Origin of the sequence: Winogradskyella sp. HaHa_3_26, from assembly GCF_019278425.1 — a bacterium.
GTDB lineage: Bacteria > Bacteroidota > Bacteroidia > Flavobacteriales > Flavobacteriaceae > Winogradskyella > Winogradskyella undariae.
This window is the reverse complement of sequence record NZ_CP058981.1, coordinates 4,050,658-4,064,570: the sequence shown is the minus strand read 5'-3', so window position 1 is coordinate 4,064,570 and position 13,913 is coordinate 4,050,658. Positions and strand designations below refer to the sequence as shown.

The window sequence follows — 13,913 nt, the reverse complement described above, 5'->3', positions numbered from 1 at the left end:
TACAAATTGTTGAGAAACTCGAAAAATACTACTTTAACAAAAAAGTAAATAAAAATTTAAAGTGGTATAAAGAGAAAAGTGGGTAAAATAACAAAAGACCTAAAAATCTCACCACGAAAATTTTATGGAATTTTGGAAAAGAAAAATATTGAACATAAGAAATATAAAAAAGAAGGATTTAAAACAAAACGTTTGACTTTTAGCTCGTTTCCGGAATCGGAAACTGAACTGAAAAGCAAAACCCAAATGGATTGCGGAATTTAGCCCGTTGCACAATTATTCACTCAATCAGAATTAATAAAGTTTGCGGAATAAATCATCAACCAAATTTAATAGCAAAATGAACAAAAAAACTAAAACAATAATAATCGGAGGCTTAATTGGAGGAATAGCGTATGCCAGTATTATGGCTGGATTTGATTATTCTGACGGACTAGATTTTAGAATTTGGAGATTTTTATTAAATGCAATAATATTTGGAATATTTATGGCAATAATGAATATATACAACATTAAAAAACAAACGGAAGAAAATAAAATAACGAATAGCAAAAACAACAAAATGCCAACAAAGTAATGTGGCTCAAAATAAAGTAAAACAAAGTCGCAATCGCTTAAACGCTACAAACATTTCAAAACCGCAATACCCACACTATCTTTAGCATTTAAGACATATAAAGCACCAGCCACCTCTTGGTAAAACCGAACACCAAGCACACATAGCGCAGTACCAAGCCCACTTGGCAAAGTAGCAGGTTCTAAAGTCAAAGTAGAACCAGCATAAGAACGATCTAAAACCAAAGGAGGAGCTAAATGCAAGGCATAATTCAAATGGTCAAAATCAAAATCCAAAACACCATACGTTAACGCCATATGAGTAGCACCTTCCACAAAACCCACCTGCGTCCCTTATAAAATGGATTCAAAGCAGATCTAAACGCTCTATTCACCGCAGAACAATGCCCAAACTCATTGGCATTTTCGCGCACACGCTGCATACTAGCCTTGCTCTTTATTGCTTTTCTAGTAAACCCACCACCCGCTTTTCGTGCAATCGGTTTACCATTCAAATAATAAAAATTAATACCATTTAACGTCCCTACTAAAGGGATAATTCCGGTCTGTTTTGCCATAACATCACATTTTAAGTTAAACACCTACAATACAGCAATATACAAAAAATTATAATACAGGTTATAGCGTGGTTATAGCATGCTTATAAAATACTTAAAACAAGCTTATAGTATCTCAGAAGTCAAATGAGACCAAAGCATACAACTTATAGTAATAAAAAATTAATTTATTGACTTACGTCAAATAATCTGACTTCAAACAATATTAATTTTGCTTATCGAAAAATTAAACATAATTTAAAATGGAATTAGCAGAATTAGACACCATACAAACAATTAGTACTAAAAGTCAAGAACGCTTAGAAAAAGCATTAGTACACCTTAGAAATGGTAAAGGAGTTATTTTAATAGATGATAAAAACAGAGAAAACGAAGGAGACTTAGTATTCTCTGCACATAACATGACCAATAAGGATATGGCACTTATGGTTAGAAATTGTAGTGGTATTGTTTGCCTATGCTTAACTAATGAAAAAGCAGATGCATTAGATTTACCTTATATGGTAAAGGAAAACACCAGTAGTTTTCAAACCCCTTTTACCATTTCTATAGAAGCAAAAGAAGGTGTAACTACCGGGGTTTCTGCCAAGGATAGATTAACAACCATCCAAGTAGCTTCCCATAAAAATGCTAAAAGCCATCATTTAGCAAAACCTGGACACATTTTTCCTTTAAGAGGTAGAAATAATGGTGTTTTAGACAGAAAGGGCCATACAGAAGGAAGTATTGATTTAATGAAATTAGCAGGCTTAAAGCCTGAAGCGGTTCTTTGTGAATTAATGAACGAAGATGGAACTATGGCAAGAATGGACACCATTACAAAATTTGCTATGGAACACGATTTAATGGTCTTATCAATAGAAGATATTATTCATTATCGTAAATTTGTTAGAGACTTTATATAAATGACAAATTACATAGAACTCACTGATTTTATTAAAAAAAACATTGAAATTGGAGATGAAGATTTAAAAATCATTCTGTCTTATTTTAAAATTATAAAAAAAAAGAAAAATGAGATTTTACTTTCCACAGGAAAATTTAGTCAAGTTAGTTATTTTGTAAAAAAAGGGTGCCTAAGGTTATTTTTTATTGATGATAATGGAAAAGATGTTACCCGTTATATTGCATTTGAAAATCAATTAGCAACAGAACTTGTTAGTTTTATAACCAAAGAACCTGCCCAAGAAACAATTCAAGTTATTGAAGATAGTGAGCTCTTATACATCACGCACAATGATTTTAGGCATCTTATGAAAATCATACCTAAATGGAAGGATTTTTATAATATATATTTAGAAAAAGCATATGTAAATAATTTAAAAAGATTAACATCTTTTACGACTTTAAATGCTTCAGAACGCTATAATCAGTTATTTAAAATAAACCCTAATATAGTTAAGCGGTTACCTAATAAAATTGTAGCGTCTTATATCAATATATCACAAGAAACCTTAAGTAGAATAAAATCTAATTAATTATTAGTAAAAAAATAAAGAATAAAAACACCGAACACCAACGGCTATTTTTGAAAAATAAACATCCTATACAATATGAAATAGATAAAAAAAATGCAACGGAAATTGTTCAACCTCAATTAAAAGTTCAGATGAATGATCTGGACTCAAAAAAGAAAAATATACCAAAAAAATAATTTAAAAGTATTTATTATGAGCAAATTAAAAATTATAGCTACAATTATTGTAAAACCCGAATTTAGGGAAGATGTTTTTAATATATTGAAAACTGTAACGGATGCCACACGGAAAGAGGAAGGTAATATCTCGTATATATTACATGAAGATATTAATAATAGCGCAAAGGTTATCATTCTAGAAGAATGGAAATCTCAGGAAGCGATTGACTTTCATAATCAAACAGATCATTTTTTAATATTAAAGAACGAACTCGGAAAAAAGGCCGATAGTTTATCGATAGATATAATAAGAGCCTCTTATTAATTTTATAACTTAAAAGTATACAAAATGAAAAAGTCAATTTTTGTAATACTGTGTATCGCAGTATCTTTTTTAGCAAATGCTCAATTAAATTCTGAATTGTACACTTACAAACAGATTGGTAACAAGTATGTTATAAGTATTCAAAACCATGCTGAGATTACAAAAGCAATCACTGAGTTTGTGAAAGAGCATGATATAAAAGCAGGAACAATTGTAGGTCTTGGGGCTGTTAATGAAGCTACTTTAAGATTTTTTGATCCAGCTACTAAAGAATTTGTAGATAAAACGTTTTCCGAACAAATGGAAATTACCAACTTAACAGGCAATATATCTCAACAAAATGATAAGCACTACATACACATGCATGTAACTCTTGGACGTAACGATTACACGGCATTAGCGGGACACTTGCTTACAGCCAAAATTAATGGTGCTGCAGAATTTGTTATAGAAAGTTTTGATGGAACCGTTAATCGTTATCATGATGAGGACACGGGTCTAAACTTGTACGATTTTTAGACGTATAGAAGAGTAGACAACTAATAAACATAGCCAAATTGCGACCTTCATAGCCTTATTAAAGTGTCATCTAAATGCAGGAATGAATGACCACGGAACAATGACGAATAGCAATACTATTATGGAATTTTCAAAAGAACACAATTTGATCGTTTATCAATTAAATGATAAACAATCCAGAACTTGTTAATGGCATTACACTATAAAATAATGACTTAAAGATTATTCTGTCTTATTTTAAACAAACATCTAAAAATTAAAAACATGAAATACGCAGTATTACTCCCATTATTCTTACTACAAATGATTGTTCATGCACAACCGACTAATACCCTTAACAGCTCTGAAAAAGTGGATGACAAGTTGTTACTAACCATCTTCCTTAAACATGATCAAAGTATGACTTTGAATGAGATTGAAAAGATAAGAACGGATCAAGGCTTTTACGAAAACCTCCCTCCAGAAGGTGTTTCTGTAGTGAATTGGTTTGTGGTTATGGGACTTGGTCAAGTGGTGGTGTTAGAACTTCCTGCCTCAAAATTATCAGCCGTAAATTTAGCAATTGAAAGAACCGCATGGAAGGCTTTTACAACAGAAATGTATGCAACTTACAATTTGTATCCTATCATAAAACACAAATTGAAAAACAAGTCAAAAGTGACGCTAGATGCAAAACCCAGTTCTAAAAAAGAAGATGACAAGTTGCTATTAACCATCTTTCTTAAACATGATCAAAGTATGACTTTAAATGAGATTGAAAAAATAAGAACAGATAAAGGCTTTTATAAAAATCTCCCTCCAGAAGGTACTTCTGTAGTGAATTGGTTTGTTGTTATGGGACTTGGCCAAGTGGTGGTGTTAGAACTTCCTGCCTCTAAATTATCTGCTGTAAATTTAGCAATTGAGAGAACGGCATGGAAAGCTTTTACAACAGAAATTTATCCAACGTACAACCTATACCCTATCCTAGAAAATAAATTAAAGAATAAGTCAAAGGTAGAATACTAGAATTTTAGTGACCATAAACAGTCAAAAAAATAGAATAAAACCGTTGGTAATACTAAAACACGCAAGAGATGAAATCGAGAAAATTATTAATGATTCCTGGCCCAATAGAATTTGAAAGTGAAGTGATGCAATGTATGGCAGTACCAACTCCTAGCCATGTGTCGCCAGATTTTATAGACTGCTTTGCCAATAGTTTAAAACTAATGAAAGACATTTGGCAATGCCCTTCTGGTCAACCATTCATAATAGCAGGAACAGGTACACTGGCTATGGACGTGGCTGCTGCAAATCTAATAGAAACCGGTGATAAAGCCCTTGTAATAGCTACAGGCTACTTTGGTTTACGTTATGCCGAAATCTTAAAACGATATGGCGCTCAAGTAGATATCCTTGAAGCTGAAGTCGGTAACATTGTACCCTTAGAACTTATAGAAGAACAACTAAAATCTAAAAGCTATAAACTTTTAACTTTTACACACGTTGACACATCAACAGCTGTTTTAAATGATGCTAAAAATATTGGTGCCTTAGGCAAAAAGCACAACGTATTAACCATCCTTGACGGTGTTTGTTCTGTTGCGGGTGAAGAAATTAAACAAGAAGATTGGGGAATTGATGTTGTACTTACGGCTTCCCAAAAAGCAATAGGCGTTCCTCCAGGACTTGCGCTTTTAGTGGCTTCTCAAAACGCAATGCAAACATTTGAAAAACGAACAAGTCCTGTGGCTAATTACTATGGCGATTGGACCAATTGGCTACCAATAATGAAAGCTTATGAAAATAGACAAGCTTCTTATTTTGGGACACCTGCAGTGAATCTTATAATCGCTTTAGAAAAAAGTTTACAACTCATTTTAAAGGAAGGTTTAGACCACCGTTTTGACCGACACAAAAGAGCAGGAAAAGCCATGCGTGCCGCAATCAAAGCTTTAGGTTTAAACTTATTATCAAAAAACGATGCCGTTTCGGCAAACACCTTATCAGCCCCCTTATATCCTAGTCAAATGGATACTAGCGCTTTTTTAAAGTCAGTAAACCAAGAAGGCGTGATATTAGCTGGAGGGCTTTTGCCTCAATTGAAAAATAATTACTTTAGAATTGGACACATGGGATCGTTAAACAAAAATGATTTACTCGCAACGGTTGGAGCCATTGAATCAGCGTTGAAGAACAATAGCTACTCACATGAATTAGGATTAGGAACAGCTCAAATATTAAAACACTTCTAACTAGAATAATGAAAACATCACATCAACATTATGCCATTGAAGACACCACGCGTTCACCGCAAGAACATTGGCTATCTCTCTTACTTAATGGCGCCTATAAATTACCTGGTTTAGAAGGGAAAAGAGGTGTTTTGTTTTCAAATTCCGTTTTAGAAAAACACATTGAAGAAGAAGATAAACACGATAATTTTGAGTTAACATCAGGAATAAATAGAAGCCTTAGAACATTATCTTCTGGTGAGCAAAAAAAAGCATTGTTGTCGTATCTCCTACAACAAAACCCAGATTTTATAGTCTTAAATAATCCTTATGAAACCTTAGACAAAGCGTCTGTGACTGCATTAAAACAACAATTAATAGCCTTGTCTAAAGATTTACCAATCGTTTTTATTTTCAACAGACAGGATGATGTATTACCTGTAATTACACATGCCATTACATTTGAAAAAACGGAGCTTAAAGCAGTTGTACCCATTGAAGACTATACTTTAAAAAAAAATGCGTTTGTTTTTGATAAAGACATCCCTCCTGCGATAACAACATACACCAATATTCCAGAAGTGCTCGTAGAGCTTAAGAATGTCAATGTTAATTATGAAGATCGTTCTATTCTAAAAAATATTAATTGGACCATTAAGAAAAAGGAATTTTGGCATTTAATTGGCCCAAATGGCTCTGGTAAATCCACGTTACTATCTATGATTTATGGCAACAATACCAAAGCTTATGGCCAAGACGTATACCTCTTTGGTAACAAAAAAGGGAGTGGTGAAAGTGTTTGGGACATAAAGCAGAAGATTGGATATATTAGTCCTGCGATGTTAGAATTATTTAAAACAAGCCATACCGTAGAACAAATGATTATTTCGGGCTTTTTTGATAGTATTGGCTTATACCAATCACCATCTACCGCACAAAGACAGACGGCAGCTCAGTGGATGGAGGTCTTAAATTTAGGTAAAGAAAAAAATACCTCTTTTCTTAAATTATCACCAGCTATACAACGCTTAATATTAATAGCAAGAGCTATGATTAAGCATCCGCCTTTGTTAATCTTAGATGAGCCATTAATTAATGTTGATGATGAAGGGAGAGCGCTTATTTCGGCTTTAATAAACAAAATAGCAAAGGAAAGTGAGACCAGTATATTGTTTGTTGCACATCGTGATGAGGCTAACATTCATCCTGATTTCACTTATGAGCTTCACCCCTCACTGAATGGTTCTGTTGGGCTACAGAAATAGCATATAGAACGGTTTTACTTTGCTATTCTACTATGGTCTAGCCTATTTTTTATTATCTCAGAATCGCAACAATTTCTGTAAGTTGTTTGTCTTCTGCATAAGCTAAAGCTGTTTTACTAGTATTATCCACTATAAATTTATCTGCATTGTGCTCTAACAAGAGTTTTACAATCTCTATTTTGTTATACTGAGTCGCAAAGCTTAATGCTGTAGTACCATCTTTATTTATGGCATTTACATCAGCGCCACTAGCAATTAAAGTATTTGCTAATACTGTATTTCCTTTAAAACTAACACCTATTAATGCTGTATTTCCTGAAGCATCTTTTTCATTAACTTCAGCATTATGCTTAATTAAGATGTCTGTTATTATTTCATTATCAAAATAAGTAGCTAAGATAAGAGGCGTAAAACCACGCGCATCTTTTTCTTTAATTAATTTGGGATTTATATTTAGTAAAGCTTCAATTCTATGTTTATCACCAGTACGTATGGCTTCAAAAAAAATGTCTATATCTTTCATATATTCTTTTTTTAATAAAAAAGGAATGAGTTATTAAGCTCATTCCTTTTATTACTATTAATCAATTTTTATTATTTTAAATCGAAACGATTAGCATTCATCACTTTAGTCCAAGCGGCAACGAAATCTGTTACAAATCTTTCTTTACTATCATCTTGTGCATACATTTCTGAATACGCACGTAAAATAGAGTTCGAACCAAATACTAAATCTACACGTGTTGCAGTAAATTTAACTTCACCTGTTTTACGGTTTTTAATTTCGTAAATCCCGTTATCTTGAGATTTCCATTCGTAAATCATATCGGTAAGGTTTACAAAGAAGTCGTTTGTTAAAGCCCCTTCATTTTCGGTAAACACACCATGTTTAGTTCCACCAAAGTTGGTTCCCATAACACGCATCCCTCCTACTAAAACAGTCATTTCAGCAGCCGTTAATCCCAATAATTGTGTCTTATCTAGTAACATCTCTTCTGGACTTACTACATATTCTTTTTTCTGGTAATTTCTATACCCATCTGCAAGAGGCTCTAAAGACTCAAAAGATTCTACATCTGTCATCTCTTGCGTAGCATCACCTCTACCTGAAGTAAAAGGAACACTAACGTTAATACCTGCATTTTCAATTGCTTTTTCTACACCAACATTACCAGCTAATACAATAGTATCTGCAAGGCTAATTCCAAATTCAGTTGCAATAGGCTCTAAAACAGCTAATACTTTTTCTAATTGAGCAGGTTCGTTACCTTCCCATTTATTTTGAGGTGCTAAGCTAATACGAGCTCCATTTGCACCTCCTCTAAAATCTGATCCTCTATACGTTCTTGCACTATCCCAAGCCGTAGACACTAATTCTGAAAGACTTAAATCTGTACTTGCAATTTTGGCTTTAACTGCAGCAACATCATAATCGTAGTTTCCTTTAGGAATTGGATCTTGCCAAATTAAATCTTCTTGTGGCACATCTGGTCCAAACCAACGATCTTTTGGCCCCATATCACGATGCGTTAATTTAAACCAAGCACGAGCAAAGGCATCTGAAAACGCATCAAAATCTTCTTTAAATTTTAATGAAATCTCGTTGTAAATAGGATCCATTCTCATAGCCATATCTGCATCGGTCATCATTGGATTTAATTTTGTTGTTAAATCCTCTACATCTACAGGTTTATCTTCATCTTTAATACTTACTGGTTCCCATTGTGTAGCGCCTGCAGGACTTTTACGTAATTCCCACTCATGGTTATATAACATTTCGAAAAAACCATTATCCCATTTTGTTGGGTTTGTAGTCCAAGCTCCTTCTATACCACTTGTAACGGTATATCTTCCTTTACCCGATTTTGTTGGATTTGCCCAACCTAAACCTTGCGCATCTACATCTGCACTTTCTGGATCTGGTCCTAAAATATTTGCATCTCCATTTCCGTGTGCTTTTCCAACGGTATGTCCACCAGCTGTTAAAGCTACAGTTTCTTCATCATTCATAGCCATACGCTTGAATGTTTCTCTAACTTGTAATGCTGTTTTTAAAGGATCAGATTTCCCATTTACACCTTCTGGGTTTACATAAATTAATCCCATTTGTACAGAAGCTAATGGATTTTCCATGGTTTCAGGATTATCTACATTATCATAGCGCTCATCACTTGGTGCTAACCATTCTTTTTCAGCTCCCCAATACACATCCTTTTCTGGATGCCAAATATCTGTACGTCCAAATGCAAAACCATAAGTTTTTAAACCCATACTTTCATAAGCAATGGTTCCGGCAAGAATTATTAAATCTGCCCAACTTACTTTATTACCATATTTTTTCTTGATAGGCCAAAGTAAACGTCTTGCCTTATCTAAACTCACATTATCGGGCCAAGAATTTAACGGTGCAAAACGTTGATTTCCTGTACCACCACCACCACGTCCGTCAGCTAATCTGTATGAACCTGCTGCATGCCATGCCATTCTAATCATTAATCCACCATAATGTCCCCAATCTGCAGGCCACCAATCTTGACTATCTGTCATAAATGCATTTACGTCTTTTTTTAAAGCTTCTACATCTAATTTTTTTAATTCTTCTTGATAATCAAAATCTGCTCCTAAAGGATTTGTTTTAGAATCCTGTTGATGTAAAATATCTAGATTAAGGGTATTGGGCCACCAATCTGTTACTGATTTTTCAGTTGTTGTAATTGCGCCTTGCATAAAAGGACATTTACCTGAACCAGAACCTCCATGTGGATTTAATTCTTGATTTTCTGCATGTATTGAATCGGCAGAATCTTTAGCTGAGTTTTCCATATATAGTAATTTTTGTTTTAATTTTTTATAAAAATATAGAATATTAGCGTTTAAATTTAATTTATCTTATTTTATTATTATATATTTCAATAGCTAAAAGCTATAACTAAATAAAACACCATTGGCTAAATGTATTAAAATATGGGTTTTTAAAGAATATATCTATAAAAATTTCGTACCTTAATTTAAAATTTAAAACATACAATTATGAGCACTTCAGAATATACAAAAGTTTACTACGGTAATTTTATATTGGTTACACGTGTTAAAGATGAATTAGAACATGCAGGAATTGTTCCTATTATTAAAGACGAAGGCGAATCTCAAAGATTAGCGGGTTATGCTTCTATGAACCAAGGTTATCAAGAAGTGTTTGTAAATAATGAGGAATTAGAAAAAGCTATGGTTATTGTTAACCGTGTAAAGGTAGAAATGGAGGCTTAGTTTTTATAGCGTAATTATTTCTATTTATTATAACCTCTTTTTACATAAAAAAGTGCTAGTATTTTTAATACTAGCACTTTATAATTTTATAATAGTTAATGTCAGAAATATAATTTCTTATAATGCAACACCATACATTTTTTCACGTTGTTCTTTAATCTTTTTGTCTCCCATATAATCATCAAACGTCATGTAACGATCAATAACGCCATTTGGTGTTAATTCTATGATTCTATTACCAACAGTTTGAGCAAATTCATGATCATGAGTCGTTAACATAATAGTTCCTTTAAAATTAGTTAAAGAATTGTTGAATGCTGTAATACTTTCTAAGTCTAAGTGGTTTGTAGGCTCATCTAATTGTAAAACGTTAGCTCTTGTCATCATCATTCGACTTAACATACAACGTACTTTTTCTCCTCCAGAAAGAACATCTGATGTTTTTAACGCCTCTTCTCCACTAAAAATCATTTTTCCAAGGAAACCTCTAATATTCACTTCCTCACGCTCCTCTTCTGTTTGTGCCCACTGACGCAACCAATCTACAAGAGATAATTTATTATCAAAGAACTCACTGTTATCTAAAGGCAAATAAGATTGTGTCGTTGTAACTCCCCAATCAAACTTACCGCTATCAGCTTGTTCTTTTCCATTTAATATTTGATAGAAAGCTGTAGTTGCTCTAGAATCTTTAGAATAAACAACAACTTTATCTCCTTTATTTAAGTTAATATCAATGTTGCTAAATAAAACATCATTTTCTAAACTTGCCGTTAAGCCTTGGACATTTAAAATCTGATCTCCAGCTTCACGATCACGTTCAAAAATAATAGCAGGATAGCGACGACTAGAACGTCTTATCTCTGAAATATTTAATTTATCAATCATCTTCTTTCTACTCGTTGCTTGTTTAGATTTTGCAACGTTAGCTGAGAAACGACGAATAAAGTCTTCTAATTCTTTCTTTTTCTCTTCTGCTTTTTTATTCTGTTGTGCATGCTGTCTTGCTGCTAACTGAGAAGACTCGTACCAGAACGTATAGTTACCAGAAAAGTGATTAATTTTTCCGAAATCAATATCAGAAATATGTGTACAAACTGAATCTAAAAAGTGTCTATCGTGAGAAACCACAATCACACAGTTTTCATAGTTTGCTAAGAAATTCTCTAACCAAGTAATAGTTTCGTAATCCAAATCATTGGTAGGCTCATCCATGATTAACAAATCAGGATTTCCAAATAAAGCTTGTGCTAGTAATACACGTACTTTTTGCTTACCATCTAAATCTTTCATTAAAGTATAATGGTAATCTTCCTTAATTCCTAAGTTAGATAACATGGCTGCAGCATCACTATCAGCATTCCAACCATTCATTTCTTCAAATTGCACTTGAAGTTCTCCGATTTTTTCAGCATTTGCATCTGTATAATCAGCATAAAGTGCATCAATTTGAGACTTTAATTTATATAAAGGTTTATTTCCTTTTAAAATGGTTTCTAAAACCGTGTCTTCATCATGTAAATTGTGATTCTGCTCTAAAACAGACATACGTTTACCGGGTTCTAAATGAACACTTCCTGAAGTTGGGTCCATTTTACCTGCTATAATCTTTAAAAATGTAGATTTTCCGGCACCATTGGCACCAATAATTCCGTAGCAATTACCATTATTGAATGTGGTGCTTACTTCATCAAAAAGTATACGTTTTCCGAATTGAACCGAAAGATTAGAAACTGATAACATGTTTTAAAATTTTAATCTGTTAACCTTATATATTGAAGGCGAATTTTTTGAGATTGCAAAAGTAGAAAATTAAAAGCAGAATCTATTAGATTACTTCATTATGAATATTAAAAACCTTATGTTTTAGTACTTTTTAGTTTAACTGAGATTAATTTAAACCATAAAATAGCTTTGAACAATATTTGTAATGTGTTAATTTACAAATAAATAGATTTTATCAAGATAATCTTCTATCTATTTTTATTCTAATTAAAAGGTGTAATGCTAAGTTTTAACGAGGTATTAACAACAGTTAAGATAAGCTTCTTCTATTTTTGTGTCATATCATTATATATTAATATCTTATGCTAAACCTACGTATAGTCTTTGCTATAATCATTATGTCTTCTGCTTTTAGTTGTCAATTTAAAGGCGAAAAGACCGGTGACTATGCTTACATAGGTGGTGAAATTATTAATCCAAAAAATAACAGTGTAGTTCTTTTTAATACGAGTGGTAAAATTATAGATTCTATTAGTTTAGATAAAAACAACAGATTTATATTTAAGGTAGATAATCTTCATTCTGGCTTACATTCTATTACACATGGTGGAGAATACCAGATGTTTTTATTAGAACCTAACGATAGTATTATGTTTCGTTTAAATACGTTTGACTTTGATGAGTCTTTAGTATTTACAGGGCATGGCGCTAAAAAAAATAATTATTTACTTAAAACTTATTTATTAGGTGAAAAAGAAGCTAAAAAATTAGTTCGCTATTCTAAAATGGAACCTGAAGCTTTTAAAGCTTTTGTTGAAAAGCGAAGACAAAAACAGCTTGATGACTTTAATAAATTTTTAGTAAAAAACGAAGAATCAGAATTCTTTAAATCTATTGTTGAAGCAAACATTAATTATAATTCTTATGCTGATAAAGAGATTTATCCTTTTGCATATTTTGGAAATAACAAGCTTATTCATATTAAAGATCTTCCAGAAGATTTTTTTAGCCACAGAAAAAATATCGATTATAATGCGACTTACTTAAGTCGTTTCTTTGCCTACAATCGTTTCTTATTTTCTAATATAGATAATTTAGCAATTCATAAATTTTATGAAAATCATCCCTACCACAGTAAATTTGATAGGCATGCTATGGACTATAATAAATATAAATTAGATTTAATTGATAGCATTGTTTCAGATCCTATTATTAAAAATAATCTATTAAAATATAAAGCAAGAGAATATATAAGTTATAATCATACTGAAGCTGAAGCCAATGAATTGCTTGAGCATTATTTAACTAAAAGCACCAACGAGGAAGATAAATTATATATGAATGACTTGGTGTCTTCTTTAAAATTATTACGCCAAGGTAATCCACTACCAAATATTTCTATTGTTAATTATAACGATACGGAACACTTTATAAATTCAATTATTACCAAACCAACGATTATCTATTTTTGGTCCTCTAACTCTAAATCTCAGTATAGAAATAGTCATTATATGGTAGATAAGTTAAAATCGAATTTTCCACAAATGGATTTTATCTCAATTAACGTGAATGACAATAATGATAAGTTTTGGAAGAATATTATTGAAAATTATGACTTCCCTACCATTAATGAGTTCAAGTTTAAGAATTCTAATCAAGCAAGGAAAACATTAGCTGTTAACTATTTGAATAAATGTATTATTGTTGATGAAAACGGTATGATTTTACACTCTAACGCTAGTATTTTTAATTCAAACTTTCAATCAACACTTGATGATTTATTACAAAAAAAGCATCTTATTGTTACACAAGATGCTCTTTAATATA

At 32.2% G+C, this 13,913-nt stretch carries 15 protein-coding genes; 10 read left to right on the top strand and 5 right to left on the bottom strand.

The annotated features are described in order from the left end of the window. The first annotated feature begins 340 nt into the window (after window positions 1-340). Window positions 341-577 carry a hypothetical protein gene (locus tag H0I32_RS17710; protein WP_173588748.1) on the top strand — a complete coding sequence of 79 codons (237 nt, stop codon included), beginning with the start codon at window positions 341-343 and terminating at the stop codon, window positions 575-577. Window positions 578-621: 44 nt separating this feature from the next. Here the strand turns inward: H0I32_RS17710 and H0I32_RS17705 are convergent, their stop codons facing one another. Both H0I32_RS17705 and H0I32_RS17700 read right to left on the bottom strand, forming a co-directional pair. Next, window positions 622-873, bottom strand: a complete 252-nt coding sequence (locus H0I32_RS17705; RefSeq protein ID WP_179313182.1) for a hypothetical protein — start codon at window positions 871-873, stop codon at window positions 622-624. Then, window positions 864-1,133: a hypothetical protein gene (locus H0I32_RS17700; RefSeq protein ID WP_179313183.1), complete on the bottom strand. Its 270-nt coding sequence runs from the start codon at window positions 1,131-1,133 to the stop codon at window positions 864-866. Before H0I32_RS17700 ends, H0I32_RS17705 begins: the two co-directional genes overlap by 10 nt. Before the next feature lie 242 nt (window positions 1,134-1,375). Between H0I32_RS17700 and ribB the strand changes: the two genes are divergently transcribed. From ribB to H0I32_RS17665, 7 genes are all read left to right on the top strand, one after another. Beyond that, entirely contained in the window at window positions 1,376-2,038 is a 663-nt protein-coding gene (gene ribB, locus H0I32_RS17695) for a 3,4-dihydroxy-2-butanone-4-phosphate synthase (RefSeq protein WP_179313184.1), read from the top strand. Then, the gene (locus tag H0I32_RS17690) at window positions 2,039-2,611 is read left to right on the top strand and encodes a Crp/Fnr family transcriptional regulator (protein WP_173588751.1); all 573 of its coding nucleotides are present in this window, start codon (window positions 2,039-2,041) and stop codon (window positions 2,609-2,611) included. Between the two features lie 192 nt (window positions 2,612-2,803). Continuing rightward, window positions 2,804-3,094 carry a putative quinol monooxygenase gene (locus H0I32_RS17685; protein ID WP_179313185.1) on the top strand — a complete coding sequence of 97 codons (291 nt, stop codon included), beginning with the start codon at window positions 2,804-2,806 and terminating at the stop codon, window positions 3,092-3,094. 24 nt (window positions 3,095-3,118) lie between these two features. Then, complete coding sequence (locus H0I32_RS17680) at window positions 3,119-3,613, top strand: PPC domain-containing DNA-binding protein (protein ID WP_173588753.1); 495 nt, start codon at window positions 3,119-3,121, stop codon at window positions 3,611-3,613. Between the two features lie 264 nt (window positions 3,614-3,877). Then, on the top strand, window positions 3,878-4,621 hold the full coding sequence (locus tag H0I32_RS17675; protein WP_217363275.1) for a hypothetical protein: 744 nt from the start codon (window positions 3,878-3,880) through the stop codon (window positions 4,619-4,621). Between the two features lie 68 nt (window positions 4,622-4,689). Beyond that, on the top strand, window positions 4,690-5,850 hold the full coding sequence (locus H0I32_RS17670) for a pyridoxal-phosphate-dependent aminotransferase family protein (protein ID WP_179313186.1): 1,161 nt from the start codon (window positions 4,690-4,692) through the stop codon (window positions 5,848-5,850). Window positions 5,851-5,858: 8 nt separating this feature from the next. Continuing rightward, window positions 5,859-7,094 carry an ATP-binding cassette domain-containing protein gene (locus H0I32_RS17665; RefSeq protein ID WP_179313187.1) on the top strand — a complete coding sequence of 412 codons (1,236 nt, stop codon included), beginning with the start codon at window positions 5,859-5,861 and terminating at the stop codon, window positions 7,092-7,094. 52 nt (window positions 7,095-7,146) lie between these two features. On the opposite strand, the gene H0I32_RS17660 is transcribed toward H0I32_RS17665, so the two are convergent. Both H0I32_RS17660 and katG read right to left on the bottom strand, forming a co-directional pair. Then, window positions 7,147-7,617, bottom strand: a complete 471-nt coding sequence (locus H0I32_RS17660; protein WP_179313188.1) for an ankyrin repeat domain-containing protein — start codon at window positions 7,615-7,617, stop codon at window positions 7,147-7,149. A 71-nt stretch (window positions 7,618-7,688) separates the two neighbouring features. Then, window positions 7,689-9,917: a catalase/peroxidase HPI gene (katG, locus tag H0I32_RS17655; protein WP_179313189.1), complete on the bottom strand. Its 2,229-nt coding sequence runs from the start codon at window positions 9,915-9,917 to the stop codon at window positions 7,689-7,691. Window positions 9,918-10,124: 207 nt separating this feature from the next. Between katG and H0I32_RS17650 the strand changes: the two genes are divergently transcribed. Continuing rightward, window positions 10,125-10,361, top strand: coding sequence for a putative signal transducing protein (locus H0I32_RS17650; RefSeq protein WP_173588759.1), 237 nt, complete (start codon window positions 10,125-10,127; stop codon window positions 10,359-10,361). 117 nt (window positions 10,362-10,478) lie between these two features. Here the strand turns inward: H0I32_RS17650 and H0I32_RS17645 are convergent, their stop codons facing one another. Further along, a complete protein-coding gene (locus tag H0I32_RS17645) occupies window positions 10,479-12,104 on the bottom strand; it encodes an ABC-F family ATP-binding cassette domain-containing protein (RefSeq protein WP_179313190.1) in 1,626 nt (541 codons plus the stop codon). A 344-nt stretch (window positions 12,105-12,448) separates the two neighbouring features. On the opposite strand from H0I32_RS17645, the gene H0I32_RS17640 reads away from it, so the two are divergent. After that, the gene (locus tag H0I32_RS17640; RefSeq protein WP_173588761.1) at window positions 12,449-13,909 is read left to right on the top strand and encodes a TlpA family protein disulfide reductase; all 1,461 of its coding nucleotides are present in this window, start codon (window positions 12,449-12,451) and stop codon (window positions 13,907-13,909) included. Window positions 13,910-13,913: the final 4 nt, after the last annotated feature.